Source organism: Kiloniella sp. (assembly GCF_048259265.1).
Lineage (GTDB): Bacteria > Pseudomonadota > Alphaproteobacteria > Kiloniellales > Kiloniellaceae > Kiloniella.
Window position 1 is genome coordinate 103,706 of the sequence record NZ_JBLXHT010000004.1, and the last position, 20,426, is coordinate 124,131.

Below are 20,426 nucleotides of genomic sequence, written 5' to 3' on the forward strand. Positions count from 1 at the left end.
TAGATATAAAATTTGCCGCCAGAAATCCTAAATCCCTGTACGTTCTAGTACAGACAACCAATTTTCACGGGCAATTTTGTTGATTAATTTATCACCAAAACCAGATTGCTTCAGTCCGTCCAGTAACTTTGGCAGACCTGTTGCATCCTTTATTGCATCTGGCACCAAGCACCCGTCAAAATCAGACCCAAGGGCAACACCATCTTCTCCTAGCTTATCAACAAGATACGCGGCATGCCGAACCAATACATCAATAGATGTGCTCGCATCATGAGCACCATCATCGCGCAGGAAAGCGACATGATAATTGATGCCCACGAGTCCTTTACTTTCTTTAACAGCATCCAACTGTTTATCCGTTAGATTTCGTGCCGAAGGGCATAAAGAATGTGCATTGGAATGGGACGCAACCAAAGGTTTGGTTGATAATTTAGCAACATCCCAGAAACCTTTCTCTGTAATGTGGGACAGATCAATCATAACCCCCATGCGATTACAATTCGCGACCAGCTCACACCCCACATCGGTCAAACCAGTACCCGTATCAGGCGAACTGGGAAAAGCCATAGGAACCCCGTCCGCAAAAATATTTTTGCGGCTCCAGACCGGACCAATAGAACGAAGACCTGCTGCATAAAGGATTTCCAGAGCATACAGATCTTTATCAATTGCCTCGGCCCCTTCGATATGCATGATCATGGCAAGCTTGCCTTCGGACATCGCTGCGCGGGCTTCGGCAACCGACTTCGCAATAACGACCTGGCCATCACTCTCCCTTACCCAACGTCGTGCCATCGCAAACATTCGATTGGTAAAGTTAAGAGCTCCGGGTTGGTCAACAGGGGCAAAGTTAGCAGGATCTTCAGGATCAAACGGCACACCGGATGTATCATCATATTTTGAAGGAACAAACATCGCAAAAAGGCCGCCTTGCAAGCCACCTTTTCGTGCCTTTGGCAGGTCAATATGTCCGCGTTCATTTTCAGAGAAAAAAGATACTTCTTTCGCTGTTCCTTCGTTCATGACATGACGAAGTAAAGTATCATTATGCCCATCAAATACGGGAATAGGTAAAGCTGACATTAATCAATCCTGCTACTAAATACAACAATATAAAATTTCAGGCTTCTGGTTGATAGCCTTCACTGGCTTCGAGTAACTCGCGGGTATATTCGTGTTCAGGTTTTGATTCACGCATCGTTTCGACATCCATCACTTCAACGATTTCACCATGGCTCATAACCGCAATTTCATCACACATATGAGCAACAACCGCGAGATCATGCGTCACCAGAATATAGGTCAATTGACGCTTTTTACGAATATCCGAAAGCAAGTTGAGAATTTCAGCCTGCACAGAAACATCCAGTGCAGATGTAGGCTCGTCTAACAACAGAATGTCTGGCTCCAACATCAGAGCCCGCGCAATCGCCACACGCTGTCGCTGACCACCAGATAACTGATGGGGATAACGAAATCTGAACGAGGTCCCCAAACCAACATCAACCAAAGCCTGATTCACACGGTCATCAATGTTATCAAACTTGTGAAGTCGCAGCGGTTCCGACAGCGTACGATCGATACTGTGTCTGGGATGCAAGGACGCATATGGGTCCTGAAAAACCATTTGGATCGTCCGACAATAAGACATCTCTCGTTTTTTGCTAATTGGTTCGCCGTTAACGGCAACAGTACCGTCCCAGCTTGGTACCAAGCCGCTTACCGCGCGAAGGACCGTCGATTTACCTGATCCAGATTCCCCAACGAGACCAAATGATCCCCCTGCCTCAACAGAGATAGAAACATCTTTAACCGCACGAAACTTTTCATGCCCTTCACCAAAATAAACATTCAAATTTTGAATATCCAAGGCAATCGTAGCTTGATTCAACTTTGTATTATCAGAGGAAGGCATCGACACTTGGGTCCTCTATCCATTTCGGGTCACGTTCAAGAACCGATAACTGATCTTTGGGCTTGTGAATATCCGGCAAGGCATTAAGCAAGCCCCGTGTATAAGGATGTTTCGCATTTTGAAGTTCATCCGCGCGACAAGTTTCAACAATCCGGCCACCGTACATAATAATCACACGATCACAAAAGGAGGCGACAAGGTTCAAATCATGGCTAATAAAAATCAAGCCCATACCTCGTTCTTGCACCAACTTATCCATAATCTGCAAAACACGGCGTTGAACGGTTACGTCCAAAGCTGATGTAGGCTCATCCGCAATTAACAAATCTGGTTCTGGAATCAACATCATGGCAATCATGATACGTTGGCCCATACCGCCAGAAACCTCATGCGGATAGCTATCATAAACCCGCTCAGCATTACGAATTTGCACAGCATTCAGCATCGCAATAGACCTTTCCTTGGCCTCGGTCTTCGATGCATTTGTATGAACGCGATAAGCCTCGGATATCTGATCACCAACCTTCATCACTGGGTTCAGTGAAAATTTTGGATCCTGCATAACCAGAGAAATCTTATGTCCTCTGACATCACGCATTTCCTTTTCGCTTAAGGCCTGTAAATCCTGTCCATCAAAGTGAATTTTCTTTGCTTCAACCTCACCCGGATGGCGGATCAACCGTAAAATCGACCGACCAGTCATAGATTTACCGGATCCGGATTCACCAACAATTCCTACGCGTTCTCGACCAACAGAAAAGGAAATGCCCCGAACGGCCTCTACAACACGCTTTTTAGACGCAAAACGCACCCAGAGATCTTCTACTTCTAAAAGTGCTTTACTCATGACTGTGCCTTCTTCGGATCCAAGATATCACGCAAGCCATCACCAAGCAGGTTGAACCCAAGAGAGACAATAAAGATCGCCAACCCAGGCATCGTCGCAATCCACCAATGGTCATGAATGAACTGTCGTCCAGAAGAAATCATCGCTCCCCATTCCGGACTAGGCGGTTGTGCGCCAAGACCGAGAAAACCAAGTCCAGCAGCTGTCAGAATAATGCCCGCCATATCCAACGTCACCCGCACAATCAACGAAGACATGCACATAGGCCAGATATGTCCCAGAATGATCCGTAATCGACCTGCCCCCTGAAGCTGAATAGCAGCAATATAGTCACTGTTCCGAATGGTCAGCGTTTCTGCCCGCGCAATACGGGCATAAGGTGGCCAAGCCGTCAAAGAAATGGCAAGAATTGCATTTTCGATCCCCGCCCCCAAAGCAGATACAAATGCAAGTGCCAGAACAAGTCGGGGAAACGCAAGGAAGATATCAGTGATACGCATCAAGACCGTATCAACCCAACCGCCGAGATAGCCGGCTACAGTTCCTACCAACAGTCCAAAAACAGGCGCTGTAAAGGCAACCAATGCGACAATAAACAATGTTATCCGTGATCCGTATATAATCCGGCTCCAAATATCACGCCCGGAATCATCCGTTCCCAGAATATGTCCATCTGTAAATGGTGGCAGCAGTGTAGATTTTAAATTTTGAATAGAAGGATCATGGGTTGCCAATAAGGGCGCAAAAATTGCCACCAAGATTAGCAAAACAATGATCATAAAGCCCAAAAACGCAAGACGGTTGGCAACAAGAGACTGCCACCCTGCATATAACTGTACCATTTGGGCATGAAATCGTGATTCAGGGGACTCGCTGTTCAACCAGCCCTTCAATCCCTGATCGTACGATGTTGTATCTGTACTCATTCTAACGTGCCCTCGGATCAACAACTTTATATAGGAAATCAGACAAAAGATTGAGGCCGACAAAAATCAAACCAACGACAACTGTCCCGCCGATAACAGCATTCATATCGGCTGAAAGCAGAGCTGTTGTCAGATATGAGCCTAATCCAGGCCAAGCAAAGATAATCTCTGTCAAAACAGAGCCTTCTAGAAGATTTGCATAGGAAAGCGCGATCACGGTTATCAAGGGGATCATGACATTACCCAATGCATGACGCCAAATAACAGTTCGTTCTGAAAGGCCTTTGACTCGGGCCGTTGTAATATATTCTTGCGAAAGCTGCTCAAGCATAAAGGATCTGGTCATACGGCTGATATACGCCAGAGAATAATATCCAAGGATAGAAGCCGGAAGAATGATATGCGAGAAGGCATTCCAGAAAATATCAAGGTCTCCCTCGATAAGGCTATCGATCAAAATTAATCCCGTTACGACAGGAATGATATCTTCGTAATAAACATCCAGCCGCCCAGGGCCACCGACCCAGTCCAACACGCCATAGAAAACAATAAGCCCGACAAGACCAATCCAGAAAATGGGCATGGAATAGCCAAAAAGGCCGACAAAACGAACAATTTGGTCCTGCCACTTTCCTTCGTGCACCGCAGCCATAACCCCCATTGGCACACCAAACAACACGCCAAAAATAGTGCCAACTGTTGCCAATTCAAGGGTAGCAGGAAAAACACGTAAAATGTCTTCGGATACAGGCCTTGCCGTTAGGTTGGAAACACCAAAATCACCCACTGCGATCTGTTGTAAAAAGATCCCAAACTGAACCATCAGGGGTTGGTCTAAACCTAGGGACTTGTAAGCCGCGTCATAAATTTCTTGGGACGCACGTTCGCCTACGATCGCCAAAACGGGATCGACGGGCATGACACGACCAATAATAAAAGTAACAAACAAAAGGCCAACTAAAGTGAGCAGCACAGTAAAAAGCACTGTGATCAAACTCTTAAGACGCTTTAGAAGCGGCACGGAAGACCCGCGCCGCTTCGGCGTCGCTGTATCAACAGCATCACTCATCAGATACTACTTTGTAACGGTCCAGTAATAAACTCCTGTCACAGCTGATCCTGTGTAGAAGCCTTGAACATTGGCGCTACGACCAGTCTGTTCATTTTTCTGGAACATTTCAACAAATGGAGAGTTCATTTGATGCTCTTTTTGCATATCAACATACATCTGAGCACGTTTCACACTATCGGTTTCCTGAGCAGCAGCTATCGTTAAAGCGGTCATTTCCGGGATATCCCATGAATTACGCCAAGCCAATTTACCAGCGTGCGTTCCGTTGTTATCTGGGTTTGATGCAAATGTATCCGCATTTGTATGTGGATCTGGATAATCAGGTCCCCATGCCCCAACATAAATCTGGAAGTCACGTGCACGATATTTACCCAAAATCTGCTTGCCAGTCCCTTGGGTCAGACTAACGTTAATACCAGCTTGTTTGAAGGTATTCTGAACAGACTGAGCAATCTGAATACGTTCTTGCGCATTCCGCACAATGATTTCAACATCAAAACCATCTGCGTGACCAGCTTCGGCAAGTAGTTCCTTGCCTTTTGCTACATCCAGTTTAAATGGCTTGTCTTTCAGCTCACCCATATAAGTCAAAGGCAAGAAAGCTTGATGAACAACGTACTGACCTTTTAGGAAGGAATTCACCATTCCATCATAGTCGATCAGATAACGCAGCGCTTCACGTACTTTTGGTTTAGAAAGAATAGGATCTTTCTGATTCATGGAAATATACATGATACGGCCACGAAGATCGTTATCTACAGCCAAATCAGAGTTGCCAGAAATACCTTCAACATCAGTCGGGTTGAGATTTCGCGCTACATCAACGTCACCCTTTTCCAGAAGGAGGCGTTGAGTCGCTGATTCAGGTATATGACGCACGATAATACTTTTCATTGCTGGCTTTGCAGCCCAATAGTCCGCATTCTCTTTCAGACGATAGGACTCGCTTGGTTTCCATTTAACCAGTGAATAGGCACCCGAACCCGCAGAATTTGTCTGTAACCATTTATTACCCCAGTCACCCTCGACTTCATTGGATTGGACCAGTTTTGAATCCACAATTGAGGCAACAGCCGCTGCAAAACAGTTCAACACGAAAGATGGCGCATACTTTTCATCCGTTGTCACAACCAGAGTGTAATCATCCGTCGCTTTGATTGCAGCTTCGACATTCTCTTCATTAAACCCAAACTGAGTCAGAATAAAAGACGGTGTCTTTTTCAACATAACAACTCGGCGTAAGGAGTATTCCGCGTCGTGAGCTGTAATATCATTACCCGAATGGAACTTACGTCCCTTGGCAATTTTAAATGTAAAGGTTTTCCCGTCATCGCTAACCGTCCAACTATCAGCCAGCCCCGGTTGATAGCCTTTAGACAAGTTTTTAGGGTCAAAACTTACAAGTTTATCGTAAACGTTATTCACATAATCCGTGCCCGAAAACTCAAACAAATCATGTGGATCAAGAGATGTCATATCGTCAATTCTATCTGCAACGACAAGGACATTATCTGGTGTTCCAGCATAAGTAGCAGTCGCCGACAATGCAGAAACAGAAACAGCCGTGGCAAACGCCAGACCTTTCAATAAATTCTTTATCTTCACTTTGGACTCCCTGTATTAGATGCGCCGCTTTTTGGAAAACCAGTTTCGGTTCTCAGGTGATTTTTTACGCGCCGCTGCCATAGCGTTGCCGTAATCAGAACTTTTGTCAACGCTATGGAAACAAATTAACCGAATGAAAACTATAGAAAATTATCAAAACGCGGCCTCCACATTTCAACTTAAAATTGAGAAACAGATTGTAAATAATATTTTAAAAACGACTAATATTATTCAATATCCATCGTCAAAGATGTTTTAATATTTACAGTAATTCAAAAGTTTAGCACTTTTACAAGATACGCGTATGAAGTGTCTTATCAAAAATTTATATGCATTAAGTGACTTCTTTGTGATTCAGTAAAATTGGTTGAACCAAATTTTTCCTATTTTTTTCTCGCCACATCAAATCGTATACAATCTATGCTGGACAGACGATCTCGCATAAGATTTAGTAATTGTAATCACAATGCACCGTATCGGTTTTGCGTTCCTTAAAACGGAAATTCGCAGTCCGTTTTTCCAAAGAATCTCTGAGTAAGTTGTATCACACAAGCCATACCATTCCTTAAGACCACATAACAGAACACAGACCTTTAGCAGGAATATTACATTAATGAAAAAGTACAAAGTTCTCTTCGTTTGCACAGGCAACATTTGTCGCTCACCCGCGGCTGATGGCGTCTTAAGGCACAAGCTAAGGGAACAGGGCTTGAATGAGATGGTTACGACAGATTCAGTCGGTACACACAGTTACCATATAGGTGAACCACCGACCCAAACTGGTCTGAAACTAGCGTCAAAGAGAGGCTATGACTATTCTGACCTCAGAGCACGCCAACTTTCAGCAAAAGACTTTGAAGAGTTCGACATGATTCTCGCAATGGATTTTGGCCACCGTGACATCATTCGAGAAAAATGCCCCCCAGAATACCGAAACAAAATAAGCATGTTTCTGGATTACAGCCCCTTTGATATCAAAGAAGTTCAAGATCCTTATTATGGCGGACCGCAAGATTACGAAGACATGCTTGATGTCATTGAAACGGGCGTTATCAACCTTGTGAACCACTTTAAAACACAACTCAAAGATCAATAAAATGAGTACATCGACAGGGGCTTCGAAAAAGCAACACGAAGATAGAATTATTCTTGGAATCATTTTGGCGATTCTGATGGTTTTTTGCACATCTGTTATGGATGGCATAGCCAAATGGCTCACAGCGTCTTATAGCATCATTAGCATTATACTTATCCGGAATTTATTCAGCCTGCCACTTGCTGTCGTCCTAGTCGCTAAAACAGGTGGAATTGCTACTCTTAAGTCAGATCGACCACTTCTTTTACTAGTGCGATCATCGCTGATTATTTTTGCTGCCGGATCATTTTATGCGGCATTGCCTTTTATGCCACTGGCGGAAGTCTTTGCCATCGCTTTTGTCGCCCCCTTGTTCACAACATTACTATCCGTGATTTTCCTTAAAGAAAAAGTGGGCTTTCATCGCTGGGCCGTCGTCTTCACTGGCTTTGGCGGTGTTCTGATCATATTGCAGCCGGGGACTGATACTTTCCAGCCCGTTGCAATACTCCCGGTCATTGCAGCCTTTTTTTATGCCTTGCTGATGATCATGACCCGACAACTCCGTCATCATTGTAGTTCATCCGGCATGACTTTCTGGGGGACAGTTACAACTGTTTGTTTGGCATCAACAACCCTCGCCTTACCCTGGGAAGCCTTTGCCTGGACTCTGCCAAGTAACACAGACCTTCTTATGCTAATGGGCATGGCAGTCGTTGCAACAACCGCACACTTTTTAACCGGACAAGCCTATCGCTACGCCCCCGCAGCTGTTGTCGCACCTTTTGACTATACCATGCTGATATGGGGACTTATTTTCGGTTGGGCCTTTTGGGACGAAATTCCCGAAGCACATGTTCTATTTGGGGCGAGTATCATCGTCATCAGTGGCCTCTACATTATATATCGAGAGTCTCGGTCCACGAATAAAACGGTTCAGGATAGTCAGCTTCCAGAAAATAGCACGCCCCCAACGGTGTAAGTTTGCTGGAATAAAGGCCAAAACTTTCCACTGTAAACTCAGGATGAGAAAAAAGATTATTGTCGCGTAGATACGCCCCAAAAGCAGGACCGGGGTTACTTTTAAAACGACAGAGCGTCACATGGGGCGTGAACTTCTCTCGCTCTAACCTTATGCCAGTTGATTGTGCAGCGTATTCTACCTTACGGCGGAGATCTGAGATTTGAGGGGTTTTCTCAACCCCTGCCCACAACATCCTTGGACCATTCTCTTTGCCAAAAAAGCCAACGCCACTTAAGCGAACTGGGAAGGGATTGAAATGCAGCCGACTAAAAGCATCGTCCAGATCCCGGGCCTGTGCACCATCCAAGTCCCCGAAAAACCGTAAAGTAATATGAAAATTTTCAGGGGCAACCCACCGCTGTCCGGGTAATCCGTTACAAAGCCCCATAAGACGTAATCTTGCTTCTTCGGGAAGAGCAATGGCGCTGAACAGCCGCATGGGTACCTCCTGTAAACAACCAACAAAACAAAAAGCCTGAATCAGAACAACTTATTCTTAAAGCACCACAGCGAGACGGTTTTTAAATCCTGAATGACTTTTCTATAACCGATGCCTCAAAGCACCTATCAACCACGAGCAATTACGGGCAAGGAATCGTATGTTTTCGTCCAAGCTCTTCGATTTCCGCTAAAACCTCTTTTGAAAGATCAAGTTCCGCTGATTCAATATTTGCCTTCAATTGTGCCATCTTTGTGGCCCCGATAATAGGCGCGGTAACAAAGGGACGCGAACGAACAAACGCCAATGCCATTTGCGCAGGATCAAGGTGATATCTCTCCGCAAGATCCACATAGTCCGCAATCGCGGCCTGACCTCTTTCGCCCATATAACGGGTATTATCAGGAAAGAGTGTCATGCGCGCACCTTGTGGCCGGGCACCGCCAAGATATTTACCAGTTAAACTACCTGCACCCAATGGCGCATAGGGAAGCAAGCCAATATCTTCGCGCATAGAAATTTCGGCAAGGCCAACCTCAAAGCTTCTGTTTAAAAGGCTATAGGGATTTTGGATAGAAGCCATACGCGGTCCTCGCCCTTCTTCAGCGAGCTTCAAAAACTGCATGGTTCCCCAAGGTGTTTCATTGGACAATCCAACATTTCGGATCTTCCCGGCCTTAACAAGATCATCAAGAACACTCAACGTTTCTTCAGGCTGAGTAATTTGTTCCTGATCACGATACTCAAACCCGAGTTGGCCAAATATGTTGGTGTTCCGATCAGGCCAATGAAGTTGGTAAAGATCGATATAATCCGTCTTTAACCGTTTTAGTGAGTTATCTAGCGCCTCGACAATGTGTTTTCGATTAAATCGCGAGACTTCACCGCGAATATAAGTTTGCACAGCACTTGGACCTGCCACTTTCGAGGCCAGAACAACTTTATCCCTATTGCCTCGTTCCTGAAACCAATTCCCGATTATTTCTTCTGTACGCCCATAAGTCTCAGCTTTAGGTGGCACCGCGTAGATTTCAGCAGTATCAAAAAAATTAACCCCTTTATCCAGTGCATAATCCATTTGTTCAAAGGCTTCGTCTTGTGTGTTTTGTTCCCCCCAGGTCATAGTTCCCAGGCAAATTTCACTGACGTTAATATCTGTACGACCTAGTTTGGTATATTTCATAACATCCTCAATAACTTTAATAAAAAAGCGTCAAAACCCCTGTGTACCCATACAAGCGATCATGGGACACTTCACCATTCGCGTAAAAACCGACCAATGGCATATCCCCGAATTCCTGACGGAGGATATTGAGTTCTTCCGAATTTGGTCCAAAAAGTGCCTGCCCTCTTCCCAGACAAGAATAGTATAACCCAGCTTTTGGAGGGCGTGGTAATCGTGCGCGTATATCATCCAGTAAACGGTTGAGATCCTTCCGCGCGGCCTCGTTATCCCGTCGGCAGAAAAAAATCGGCTGTCCTGCCTCTACCTCTTCTGTAATGTTCAAGGAACCGTCACTGATATCAATGCTCATCAGGTTTCGTACCAGATAGTCATCACCGTCACTGCCTTCAACCGGAAAACCGACAAAGATATAGCCCCCAATCTTGCTCAAATCCCGGGATAAAAGCTCTCCTATATCTTCTTTGAGAACATCCAGCGCCGGTCTGCCATCGATGGTATAAATCTGCTGATCATCCGCTGATGTAATCGTTCTCTTTGGGCCGATTGGTGTACACCCTTGCGTCAACCCTGTGATTGCAGGCACAGAATCGTTAAAGAAAACACCAGACAAAGGACAATCTGTAATATGGTTTGCAATTTGTGGCAGCTCGCCCCGCGAAGACGTCAATCCCCCCACGAGATAAACCTCTAACCCCGCGGAAAGAGACGAAATCTGCAAAGGAAGATCATAATGCCGTGGATCACCATGTATCAGCCCCAGATAGGCCTGATTCTTTTCCAACCAGCTTTCAACGCCCTCACCAGTAACAACAAGTTTGACCCCTTCTTCCGTTTCCATCTGCCCCGATTCAAACACTTGAAACGTGCCAGATGGAAAAGAGCCAATCATAACGCTCAAGCCTGGTTCGTCGTATAGCTCTATAGCCGAAAAACGACCGAGTTGGTTGGCAGCATTTGTTCCAACACCAATGCCGATTGTGCCTGTCCAGTTTTCAAGGCCCGTTTTTGTCTTCAGAAAGGTCAAAATACTCGACAAATTATCTGCGAAAACATCGGTGGCATAAATAAACCCCAAGTTTGCTTCTGACGGCAGATCCCCCAGACCATTCAGAATCTCAGCACAAGCCTTGGACCAGTCCGGCGAGGACGAGAAAGCTGCCTTAAATTTAGGATCTGCCTGTAACATACTCACTCTATGCCTTTCTCTGCGCCTTTTTCAAGCAAAGGCATGAGATAAGGCAGAATATTCTGAACAATCAAATCCACCCCTGCACGATTAGGATGGATGCCATCAGCTTGATTCAATGCAGGGTCAAGCGCCACGCCTTCCAGAAAGAAAGGATAAAAAGCAACATCATGTTGCTCTGCCAATTCTGGGTAAATCTTATCAAATTCAGTTACATATTCAGTACCCAGATTTCTGGGAGCCTGCATTCCTGTTAAAAGTACTTTTGCCCCTGAATCTTTAAACCCCGCAATAATCTGGCTGAGATTTTCACGGGTTTGCGACGGTTCCAAACCACGCAAACCGTCATTCGCGCCAAGCTCGACAATAACAACCTGCGCTTCATCCAGCAAAGCCCAGTCTAGACGGGATCGTCCCGAAGCCGAGGTGTCACCAGAATTCCCACCGTTAATAACAGTGATATTATACCCAGACTCTTTCAAAGCTACCTGTAACCGTTCAGGGAAAGTATCCCCAGCTTCCAGGCCATAACCATGGGTAAGACTATCCCCAAAAGCCAACAGCTTAACGGGCGTTTCTGCATAGGATAAATTTGCGGTAAGAAGAGTAAATAGAAAGTACGGAACGAGACGGAATACACGTCTGCAAAGAAATTTAATCATCATCTATAGGATCAATCATTTCCCAAAAAAGCAATAACCATTACGTAGTATACCCTGAAATATGTTCGATACCTTAAAGGAACAAGCCCTGTTCACGATCTCCTGACCATTCTTGTATGAATTTGTTTTTTAATTCTGCAGATACTTTTCAACATTACTGTTTTAGAACAAATATTTAATCGATATAACGAGAGTACACTTAATCTCAATGATTGAAATCCTCACATCCACCACCATATAGGTTTTTGATCAAAGCTTTATGACAGTGCAGAGAAAGTCTTTCTTACCATGACCACGGGCTCAAAAAATCTTGTTTGTCTTTCCGACGTCAACCTGACCTTGAGCTCATTGGCCGGAAAGGTTGATATCCTTAAAAATATCAACCTTCATATCGATAGGGGCGAAACTGTTTCTGTCGTCGGGCCATCCGGTGCCGGTAAATCATCCATGATGATGCTGATGGCAGGACTTGAAGCAGCAACGTCCGGAAGCGTTGAAATAGACGGACACGATCTGGGCAAAATGGACGAAGACGCCCTCGCCCGTTTTCGCAGAGACTCTGTCGGTATTGTTTTTCAGGATTTTCATCTCATACCCACCATGACAGCCCTTGAAAACGTTGCCGTTCCCCTAGAGTTTGCGCGCAAACCAGATGCATTAAAGCGGGCACAAGAAAGACTAGAATCTGTCGAATTAGGACACAGGCTTGATCACTTCCCCGGACAGCTTTCTGGTGGTGAACAGCAAAGGGTCGCTCTTGCCCGGGCCTTTGCCGCAGAGCCAAAAATCCTCTTGGCAGATGAACCGACCGGGAACCTTGACAGTACAACAGGGGAAATGGTTATCGAGCTTCTTTTCAGGTTGCAAAAAGATCACGATACGACGCTGATTCTCATCACCCACGACCCGCGCCTGGCAGCAATGTGTAACCGAACAATCACACTCCAGGACGGGCAATTAGAAGAAGAAACTTCTAACAAAGCAGCTAAAGATACGGCATCAGCAATGGCATCGCAGGGCTGATTGTCATGTCAAAGAGTTTACCATTCTCCCTTGCCGCCAGTTATGCCTTTCGCGAACTCCGAGGCGGCATAAAAGGCTTCCGCATATTTCTTGCCTGTTTATTTTTAGGTGTTGCGGCCATTGCTGCAGTCGGATCAATCTCAGCTGCGATTGAACAGGGATTGCGCAATGATGGTCGAAATCTTCTGGGCGGGGATATCGCGCTTAACCTAGTTCATCGGGAAGCCTCTGACGATCAACTAACTTGGCTTCAGGACAAAGGGGAAATCTCTCTTGTCCGCGAAATGCGGACGATGGGCAAACAAGCTGTTGAAGGCGGAAAACGCACCCTGATCGAATTGCGTGCCGTTGATGATATTTATCCGCTCTATGGTGATGTCATCCTTAAACCCGACATGGCCCTTTCGGACGCATTGGCTAAAACAGACAAAGGCTGGGGTACAGTCCTTGCGCCAAACCTTTTAAGAAAGCTCAATTTAGAAGTGGGCGATAAAATCGTTGTCGGCAATGGACACTATGAAATACGCGCGTCACTCATAAAAGAACCAGATCTTTCAACACGCGCCTTCACCTATGGCCCAACGGTCATGGTATCAGGGAATAGTCTCGACGGCACAGGCCTTATTCAACCCGGCAGTATGGTTCGGTACGATTATCGTTTGGCCTTGCCCATTGAAACAGATCTCAAAGCCTTTCAGGAAACGATTACCACAACTTTCCCAGAAGCAGGGTGGCGGATTAGAAGTTCAGAGAAAGCAGCGCCGCGTATCAGCCAGTTCATTGATGTCCTAGGCATGTATCTAACGCTTATAGGATTGGCGACATTGCTTGTTGGCGGTGTTGGTATCGCAAACGCAGTGAAAAGCTTTATGGACAGTAAAGTCGGTGTAGTCGCAACATTGAAATGTCTCGGTGCCCCGTCCCGATTAATTTTTCAGATCTATCTTATTCAAATACTTTTTCTCACGCTAATTGGTACGGTGACAGGTTTAATCGCTGGCGCGTCGGCACCCTTTGCCGCCAGTGCCTTTGCCAAAGATATGCTTGGCTGGGAAATCGCCGCACAGTTTTACGCTGAACCTCTTTTGCTGGCCGCAGCTTTTGGTTTTCTCACCGCCTTTACTTTTTCCATCTGGTCGCTATCCAAAGCCGGAAAAACCTCTCCCGCCCGCCTTTTCAGGGATTTAACATCCCCGATCACGGGACGGCCAACACCAAAGGCAATGATCGCCCTATCTCTCAGTGCTGTTCTGTTGGCATTAACGGCTGTTACCTTCGCAAGTAATCCCAAAATTGCCGGATTCTTTATTGTAGGTGCCATTGGCACTTTCGCCATTTATCACTGTGTAGGATGGCTCATAACCAAACTCACCAAATTCTTGCCCCGGGCAACGCATCCTGCCCTGCGAACCGCGATCGCAAACCTTCATCGACCTGGTGCACCGACAACAAGTGTCATTCTGTCAATGGGGCTTGGGCTTACCGTCCTTGTTATCGTTGCACTATTAGAAGGAAATGTTCGACAGGCTGTAACACAAAGCCTGCCCGAAGAAGCCCCCGGCTTTTATTTCATTGATATCCAGCCGCAACAGGTTGAAGAGTTTGAGCAACTTGTTCAAAGCACTAAAGGCGTCAACGAACTGCGACGTGTCCCCATGATGCGGGGCAGAATTACAGCCGTGAATGGTACCCCGCCTTCCGAGCTTGAGATTCCAAGCGAGATCAAATGGGTATTCCGCAGTGATCGCGGTCTGACATGGTCGGCTGAAATGCCACGAAATACCAAACTCATTGACGGGAATTGGTGGCCAGAAGATTATAACGGTAAACCACTGGTATCTCTTGATCAGGCCGTTGCAAAAGGATTAGGACTTACGATTGGTGACAACCTGACAATCAACCTTTTGGGGCGTCCAATTGATGTCGAGATAGCAAATTTACGAAAAATCGACTGGGGCGGATTGGAAATCAACTTCGTTATGGTTTTCTCCCCCGGTCTTATGTCCAAAGCACCACAGACACATATTGCCACGGTTAAAGCGCTGCCAGAAATAGAAGACGCGTTGGAAATCAAAGTCACTGATACATTTTCAAACGTCTCGTCCATTCGGGTCAAAGAAGCATTAGAAGCAGCAACTAAACTGCTTAGCCATGTTGCCCTTGCCCTTTCTGTCATTGCCGTGGTCGCCCTTTTGGCGGGAACCCTTGTGCTAGGTGGAGCCGTCGCCGCCGGGCATCGACGTCGGGTTTACGATTCCGTTGTCTTAAAGGTTCTGGGTGCCAGCCGACGATCCCTTGCCGCAACTTTCTTTCTGGAATTCGGTATGCTGGGGCTGATTTCAGCTGTCGTCGCCGTCGTCATTGGTGCCGCTGCATCTTGGGCAATTACGATCTATATCTTACGCCTTGAATTTACTTTATTAACCGAGGTTGTCCTCTTCACACCTTTACTGGCCTTGCTTGCAACACTGGTGTGTGGCTATGCCGGAACGTGGAGCGCATTGCGACAACGCCCCGCTGCATTGTTACGAAATGAATAAATTTTCGGTTGAGATAATAATATCCAACTAAAAAACCCGATTATTGTTGATTTTTAAACAACAAGACCCAATATTAGGATCAGCTTTTTAGTAAAAACGAAACGAGGTTTCTTATGATCGACCGTTCCACACAACGCAGTGTTGGATATGGCCAGGCAACAGCGGCCGACACAGATGCTGGTCTGCGCGCATACATGCTTGGCGTATACAACTATATGTCAATTGCACTTGTCATTACAGGACTTGCAGCCTTCGGAGTATCCCAGAGCCCAGAACTTCTACAACTCGTTTACGGCACACCACTAAAATGGGTTGTGATGCTTGCGCCATTGGGAATGGTGTTGTTCCTAAGCGCGCGTATCCACGCTCTCGCCGCCTCTACAGCCCAGCTCCTTTTTTGGGTCTTTTCGGTACTGATGGGGATCTCAATCTCCTATATCTTTATCGTTTACACAGGTGAGTCCATCGTTCGTGTTTTCTTTATCACAGCGGCGTCCTTTGCTGGCCTTAGCCTTGTTGGTTATACCACCAAGAAAAACCTCTCCGCTTTTGGCTCTTTCCTGACTATCGGTCTGATCGGTATTGTAATAGCCAGTATCGTGAACATCTTCTTGGCATCTTCAGGTCTAAGCTTTGTCATTTCCATTCTCGGGGTTCTGATTTTTGCTGGCCTGACAGCTTACGATACCCAGCGCATCAAACTGATGTATATGGAAAGTGATCATTCGGAAGTTGCCCAGAAAAAATCTATTATGGGTGCCCTTTCACTGTATCTGAACTTCCTGAACATGTTCCTGTTCCTGCTACAGCTTTTTGGGAACCGCGAATAAGCGTTGATGACATAGCGTCATAAAAAAAGCCCGGCGATTTGATCGCCGGGCTTTTTCGTACCCCCTAAATTCTAAAACAATCTAATCAACAATTTGCACAACCTTCTCTTTAAGAGAGTCAGCGACCTGTTGAAATATTTCAGGACCATCGCCCAAAATTTCATTCTCAATCACCGACTTCATCGCCTTGAGGTGTGCTTCGTAAAGTTGGGGTGTCGACAGATGAAGTGTATCCTGTGCCATTTGATGCTTTAAAAGCGTATAAAAACTGTCACCAATACGTGTCATCAAAGGAAAACCAAAACTGGTTCCCTGTCCCTTAATGTTGTGAACAATACACCGAGCCTGATCCATAGCTTTAAATGCTTTATTTGAATTGTTTTGAATTTCACCTAAAATTCTATCCAGAGTAGATAAATCCTCTTCTATACCTGATCGGTAAAGTTCGACAAGCTCTGCATCGACATAAGTATTCTGACCTGTTCTTGACACCTTAACATCCTTTGTTTGGGTATGCTTACAAGCAAAAAAATGTATTTATGAATAATAATGGCAACAACTTATGTCACATGAACATTCAACGATAGCGAGAATATTAAATAACACATACAGAATATAACATAATCTCTTAACAAACTCTTTTTGACCAACCACGGCGGACTTGGCTATAAGCCAAGCATGGATTCGATCACCCCTCAAATACCATCTGCACAGGATATTCTTAGCCGTATTTTTGGCTATGATAGTTTCCGAGGAGATCAAGAAACTGTCATTGACCATGTGATTGATGGTGGTGACGCACTTGTCCTGATGCCGACAGGCGGGGGAAAATCCCTTTGTTACCAAATTCCGGCACTTTGCCGCCCAGGCCTTGCCGTTGTTGTTTCTCCCCTGATTGCCCTTATGCAGGACCAGGTCACGGCGCTTCAACAACTTGGCGTCAGAGCATCAGCCTTGAACTCGACCCTCCCCTATAACGAGATCCTCGCCACGGAAAGAGGTATGCGATCCGGGGAACTTGATATGGTTTATGTGGCCCCGGAAAAGCTTCTCACCGATGGTTTCCTTGGTTTGTTGGAACAGTGTGACCTCTCGCTCTTTGCTATTGATGAAGCCCATTGTGTTTCACAGTGGGGGCATGATTTCAGACCGGAATACCTGCAACTGAGCCTTCTGAAGGAACGTTTCCCCTGGGTTCCCCGAATTGCCTTAACTGCAACCGCAGACGGCCCAACAAGACAAGATATCAAAGAGCGCCTTCATCTAGCAGAGGCCCGTGCTTTTGTAGCCGGATTTGACAGACCGAATATCCGCTACAAAATTGGACTAAAGGCAGCACCTAAAAAACAACTGACAGATTTGCTAGAACGTGAACATTCAGGGCAGTCCGGCATTGTTTATTGCATGTCCAGAAACAAGGTAGACGAGATCGCACAAGCCCTGTGCGAAAAAGGTTTCAATGCCCTGCCGTATCACGCAGGCCTTTCTAAAGACATCAGAGCAAACAACCAGGATCGCTTTCTCAAAGAGGATGCTGTCATCATGGTCGCGACAGTTGCCTTTGGCATGGGCATAGACAAACCCGATGTCCGCTTTGTTATCCACCTCGACCTGCCCAAAAGCTTGGAAGCTTATTATCAAGAGACAGGACGTGCAGGGCGTGATGGTCTTCCGGCTGAAGCCTGGATGATCTACAGCATGAATGATGTCGCCCGGCTCTATCACATGGCGTCACAGTCCGATGCACCAGAAGCACAAAAACGGATCGAAAACAGAAAACTAGAAGCCCTATTGGGCTTTTGTGAAACCACGCGCTGCCGCCGACAGGTATTGCTAGAATACTTTGATGACAATCCGATTGAACCCTGTGGAAATTGTGATACCTGCCTGACCCCTGTTGAAAGCTTTGACGGCACCCAAGCCGCGCAAAAAGCGCTGTCTACTGTCTATCGTACTGGCCAGATTTTCGGATCCGCCCATGTGATTGATGTGCTTCTTGGCGCAAAGACAGAACGCATCGAAAAACTTGGTCATGACCAACTCAGCACCTTTGGCATTGGCACAGAGTTCTTAAAACAGGAGTGGCGGTCTATTTTCCGCCAACTGGTCGCCCTTGGTTATTTAAAAGTGGATATGGAAGGCCATGGATCCTTTCAGCTCGGCGAAGATTGTCGCCCCGTGCTAAGGGGAGAAAAAATAGTACAATTCCGCCGGGATCCTACGAAAAAAACGCGTGCATCATTGCGCAGTCACTACAAAAAATCGTTTGGTCCAGCAGCAACAATTGATGATCCAAGAGACGAAGCACTCTTTCAAACGTTGAGAGCAAAGCGGCTTGAGCTCGCCAAAGATCAAGGCGTGCCTCCCTATGTGATCTTTAACGACAAGACGCTTCTGGAAATGGTTATGGCGCGCCCGGTTGATCTAGGTGATATGGTGAATGTACCCGGTGTCGGCAAGCGCAAGCTCGAACGCTATGCCGATATCTTCCTAGACGTCATCAACGAGAATCGATAATAATTTTCTATCGAGTAAACTGAAAATCACTCGTTCTTTGCCTTGATTTCAGCTTCGGATAATTCCCCATCAGCCGGGGCTTCTTCTTCCCAGAAAGCAGGACCGTCCTCAAGAACATCTGACTCTGTGTCTTCTTCTTCAGAAGAAGAATCAAGCGTTTCACTTTCAGCTTCTGCAATAACTTCCTCGTACCACTCCTCACCCTCAGGTGTCATGGCAACAACCATTGTCGATGATTCCGCAGGCACCCCGATATAATCACCCTGATCTTCAATCGGTACTGAACTTCGCTGTGTCATACGGAACACACCAAAAGTCGTGATCATCAACAATGTAACGGACATACTATAGACAAACGCATTTGGCCCAAACTGTCCCATCAAGAACGTACTGACCACAGGCCCAATGATAGATCCAATTCCACCGATCACAATCAACGCACTTGTCGCCCCAACAATTTCAGAGGCATCCAGATAATCGTTGGTATGTGCAATCGCCAAAGAATATAACGGCAAACACAGCGCACCGAATAGAAACGCACTACCAAGGAACAAAAAGTTTGCTTCTGAGGCAGAAAAAACCCTTATGAGTAACCCAACTAAACCAGCCAGCAGCGCCACAACGATTAGAACTTTACGGCGGTCAAAATGATCAGAGGCCTTCCCAATAGGCCATTGTAAAGTAACCCCACCTATCGACATCGCCACCATAAAAAAGGAAATGTCTTTTGTTGTCATTTCCAATTGTCCAGCGTAAATCGCCCCAGCACCAAAGATCTGCGCCTGAACAACACCGACCCCGAAAGCACAAACAAACCCCAAAGGCGAAATCTTAAAAAGACGCTTGAGTCCAACAGGTGTCGGAGATTCGAACGTAGGCACCTGGGCAACTGTCAGAGTTGTTGGGATGAGCGCAAGAGAAACCAATACCGACATCAAGATAAAGGGAAGAAAACTACCGGGATCTGAAATATTAATTAGCAGCTGCCCAAACCCCATAGCCCCGTAAAGAACAACCATATAAACGGATAAGAGTTGTCCACGCGTTTCATTTGTCGCGCTGTCATTCAGCCAGCTTTCAGCAACGATATATAATCCTGCAAAGCAAAATCCGGTAATAAGGCGCATCGCCCCCCAAGTATAGGGATCAATAAAAACGGCATGTAACAAAGCAGATGCTGAGGACAAAGAAGCCAGTGCTGCAAAAACGCGCACATGTCCAACATTGGCAAGAACCTTGGGCGTCACAAATGATCCAGCAAGATACCCGATAAAATAGCAGGTCATCACAGCACCGATTGATTCGGTTGAGAACCCTTCAATAGACCCCCGGACACTCAACACAGTACTCTGCAAGCCATTACCCAGCATCAGAAAGGCAATACCGAGCAAAAGTGCCCACGAATTAGTGATTGCTGATAACATTTATTATTTCCCTAGGCCTAAAGTGTGACCAAATTCCATTCCTACCACTTAGAGAATATTTATTAAGATAGTTCTACCTTAGTTGCGACTTTTCGCTTCTCTATTCACCGCTTTGACAGGCAAAAACAAATAATTATAAATCTTTAAGATCAACC

Annotated in this window: 18 protein-coding genes; 6 read left to right on the forward strand and 12 right to left on the reverse strand. The window is 45.9% G+C overall.

Features of this window, described 5'->3' with window-relative positions:
• Positions 1–27: 27 nt before the first annotated feature.
• Genes ACN0QW_RS08695 through ACN0QW_RS08720 form a run of 6 tightly spaced genes read right to left on the reverse strand, consistent with a single transcriptional unit; the run spans position 28 to position 6,365 of the window.
• A complete protein-coding gene (locus ACN0QW_RS08695) occupies positions 28–1,083 on the reverse strand; it encodes a dipeptidase (protein ID WP_417430603.1) in 1,056 nt (351 codons plus the stop codon).
• 37 nt (positions 1,084–1,120) lie between these two features.
• A complete protein-coding gene (locus ACN0QW_RS08700) occupies positions 1,121–1,915 on the reverse strand; it encodes an ABC transporter ATP-binding protein (protein WP_417430605.1) in 795 nt (264 codons plus the stop codon).
• Positions 1,902–2,762 carry an ABC transporter ATP-binding protein gene (locus ACN0QW_RS08705; protein WP_417430607.1) on the reverse strand — a complete coding sequence of 287 codons (861 nt, stop codon included), beginning with the start codon at positions 2,760–2,762 and terminating at the stop codon, positions 1,902–1,904. The genes ACN0QW_RS08700 and ACN0QW_RS08705 overlap by 14 nt, the downstream gene beginning before the upstream one ends.
• Complete coding sequence (locus ACN0QW_RS08710; protein WP_417430609.1) at positions 2,759–3,688, reverse strand: ABC transporter permease; 930 nt, start codon at positions 3,686–3,688, stop codon at positions 2,759–2,761. Before ACN0QW_RS08710 ends, ACN0QW_RS08705 begins: the two co-directional genes overlap by 4 nt.
• A gap of 1 nt (position 3,689) precedes the next feature.
• A complete protein-coding gene (locus ACN0QW_RS08715) occupies positions 3,690–4,757 on the reverse strand; it encodes an ABC transporter permease (RefSeq protein ID WP_417430611.1) in 1,068 nt (355 codons plus the stop codon).
• A gap of 6 nt (positions 4,758–4,763) precedes the next feature.
• Positions 4,764–6,365, reverse strand: a complete 1,602-nt coding sequence (locus tag ACN0QW_RS08720; RefSeq protein WP_417430613.1) for an ABC transporter substrate-binding protein — start codon at positions 6,363–6,365, stop codon at positions 4,764–4,766.
• Positions 6,366–6,978: 613 nt separating this feature from the next.
• Between ACN0QW_RS08720 and ACN0QW_RS08725 the strand changes: the two genes are divergently transcribed.
• The gene (locus tag ACN0QW_RS08725; protein WP_417430615.1) at positions 6,979–7,461 is read left to right on the forward strand and encodes a low molecular weight protein-tyrosine-phosphatase; all 483 of its coding nucleotides are present in this window, start codon (positions 6,979–6,981) and stop codon (positions 7,459–7,461) included.
• A 1-nt stretch (position 7,462) separates the two neighbouring features.
• Complete coding sequence (locus ACN0QW_RS08730; protein WP_417430617.1) at positions 7,463–8,422, forward strand: DMT family transporter; 960 nt, start codon at positions 7,463–7,465, stop codon at positions 8,420–8,422.
• On the opposite strand, the gene thpR is transcribed toward ACN0QW_RS08730, so the two are convergent.
• The 4 genes from thpR to ACN0QW_RS08750 form a co-directional block, all read right to left on the reverse strand.
• The gene (gene thpR, locus ACN0QW_RS08735; RefSeq protein ID WP_417430619.1) at positions 8,340–8,903 is read right to left on the reverse strand and encodes an RNA 2',3'-cyclic phosphodiesterase; all 564 of its coding nucleotides are present in this window, start codon (positions 8,901–8,903) and stop codon (positions 8,340–8,342) included. The two genes, ACN0QW_RS08730 and thpR, sit on opposite strands and share 83 nt — an antisense overlap.
• 142 nt (positions 8,904–9,045) lie before the next feature.
• Positions 9,046–10,086, reverse strand: a complete 1,041-nt coding sequence (locus ACN0QW_RS08740) for an NADP(H)-dependent aldo-keto reductase (protein WP_417430621.1) — start codon at positions 10,084–10,086, stop codon at positions 9,046–9,048.
• 16 nt (positions 10,087–10,102) lie between these two features.
• Positions 10,103–11,275, reverse strand: coding sequence for an FIST signal transduction protein (locus ACN0QW_RS08745; RefSeq protein WP_417430943.1), 1,173 nt, complete (start codon positions 11,273–11,275; stop codon positions 10,103–10,105).
• Between the two features lie 2 nt (positions 11,276–11,277).
• Entirely contained in the window at positions 11,278–11,940 is a 663-nt protein-coding gene (locus tag ACN0QW_RS08750; RefSeq protein ID WP_417430623.1) for an arylesterase, read from the reverse strand.
• Between the two features lie 285 nt (positions 11,941–12,225).
• Here ACN0QW_RS08750 and ACN0QW_RS08755 point away from each other — a divergent pair, with 285 nt between their 5' ends.
• From ACN0QW_RS08755 to ACN0QW_RS08765, 3 genes are all read left to right on the forward strand, one after another.
• Complete coding sequence (locus ACN0QW_RS08755; protein ID WP_417430625.1) at positions 12,226–12,960, forward strand: ABC transporter ATP-binding protein; 735 nt, start codon at positions 12,226–12,228, stop codon at positions 12,958–12,960.
• A 5-nt stretch (positions 12,961–12,965) separates the two neighbouring features.
• Positions 12,966–15,500 (forward strand): ABC transporter permease, encoded by a 2,535-nt coding sequence (locus ACN0QW_RS08760; protein ID WP_417430627.1) that lies wholly within the window; start codon positions 12,966–12,968, stop codon positions 15,498–15,500.
• 113 nt (positions 15,501–15,613) lie between these two features.
• A complete protein-coding gene (locus ACN0QW_RS08765; RefSeq protein WP_417430629.1) occupies positions 15,614–16,330 on the forward strand; it encodes a Bax inhibitor-1 family protein in 717 nt (238 codons plus the stop codon).
• A gap of 81 nt (positions 16,331–16,411) precedes the next feature.
• On the opposite strand, the gene ACN0QW_RS08770 is transcribed toward ACN0QW_RS08765, so the two are convergent.
• Positions 16,412–16,822 carry a hypothetical protein gene (locus ACN0QW_RS08770; protein WP_417430631.1) on the reverse strand — a complete coding sequence of 137 codons (411 nt, stop codon included), beginning with the start codon at positions 16,820–16,822 and terminating at the stop codon, positions 16,412–16,414.
• 186 nt (positions 16,823–17,008) lie between these two features.
• Here ACN0QW_RS08770 and recQ point away from each other — a divergent pair, with 186 nt between their 5' ends.
• On the forward strand, positions 17,009–18,847 hold the full coding sequence (gene recQ, locus ACN0QW_RS08775; protein ID WP_417430633.1) for a DNA helicase RecQ: 1,839 nt from the start codon (positions 17,009–17,011) through the stop codon (positions 18,845–18,847).
• A 26-nt stretch (positions 18,848–18,873) separates the two neighbouring features.
• Here recQ and ACN0QW_RS08780 read toward each other — a convergent pair whose 3' ends face one another.
• Positions 18,874–20,271: an MFS transporter gene (locus tag ACN0QW_RS08780; RefSeq protein ID WP_417430635.1), complete on the reverse strand. Its 1,398-nt coding sequence runs from the start codon at positions 20,269–20,271 to the stop codon at positions 18,874–18,876.
• Positions 20,272–20,426 lie beyond the last annotated feature (155 nt).

Bases quoted from the DNA above. Each gene is read 5' to 3' on its own strand.
- ACN0QW_RS08695 (WP_417430603.1), bottom strand. From the start codon at position 1,083: ATGTCAGCTTTACCTATTCCCGTATTTGATGGGCATAATGATACTTTA.
- ACN0QW_RS08700 (WP_417430605.1), bottom strand. From the start codon at position 1,915: ATGCCTTCCTCTGATAATACAAAGTTGAATCAAGCTACGATTGCCTTG.
- ACN0QW_RS08705 (WP_417430607.1), bottom strand. From the start codon at position 2,762: ATGAGTAAAGCACTTTTAGAAGTAGAAGATCTCTGGGTGCGTTTTGCG.
- ACN0QW_RS08710 (WP_417430609.1), bottom strand. From the start codon at position 3,688: ATGAGTACAGATACAACATCGTACGATCAGGGATTGAAGGGCTGGTTG.
- ACN0QW_RS08715 (WP_417430611.1), bottom strand. From the start codon at position 4,757: ATGAGTGATGCTGTTGATACAGCGACGCCGAAGCGGCGCGGGTCTTCC.
- ACN0QW_RS08725 (WP_417430615.1), top strand. From the start codon at position 6,979: ATGAAAAAGTACAAAGTTCTCTTCGTTTGCACAGGCAACATTTGTCGC.
- ACN0QW_RS08730 (WP_417430617.1), top strand. From the start codon at position 7,463: ATGAGTACATCGACAGGGGCTTCGAAAAAGCAACACGAAGATAGAATT.
- thpR (WP_417430619.1), bottom strand. From the start codon at position 8,903: ATGCGGCTGTTCAGCGCCATTGCTCTTCCCGAAGAAGCAAGATTACGT.
- ACN0QW_RS08740 (WP_417430621.1), bottom strand. From the start codon at position 10,086: ATGAAATATACCAAACTAGGTCGTACAGATATTAACGTCAGTGAAATT.
- ACN0QW_RS08745 (WP_417430943.1), bottom strand. From the start codon at position 11,275: ATGTTACAGGCAGATCCTAAATTTAAGGCAGCTTTCTCGTCCTCGCCG.
- ACN0QW_RS08750 (WP_417430623.1), bottom strand. From the start codon at position 11,940: ATGATGATTAAATTTCTTTGCAGACGTGTATTCCGTCTCGTTCCGTAC.
- ACN0QW_RS08755 (WP_417430625.1), top strand. From the start codon at position 12,226: ATGACCACGGGCTCAAAAAATCTTGTTTGTCTTTCCGACGTCAACCTG.
- ACN0QW_RS08760 (WP_417430627.1), top strand. From the start codon at position 12,966: ATGTCAAAGAGTTTACCATTCTCCCTTGCCGCCAGTTATGCCTTTCGC.
- ACN0QW_RS08765 (WP_417430629.1), top strand. From the start codon at position 15,614: ATGATCGACCGTTCCACACAACGCAGTGTTGGATATGGCCAGGCAACA.
- recQ (WP_417430633.1), top strand. From the start codon at position 17,009: ATGGATTCGATCACCCCTCAAATACCATCTGCACAGGATATTCTTAGC.
- ACN0QW_RS08780 (WP_417430635.1), bottom strand. From the start codon at position 20,271: ATGTTATCAGCAATCACTAATTCGTGGGCACTTTTGCTCGGTATTGCC.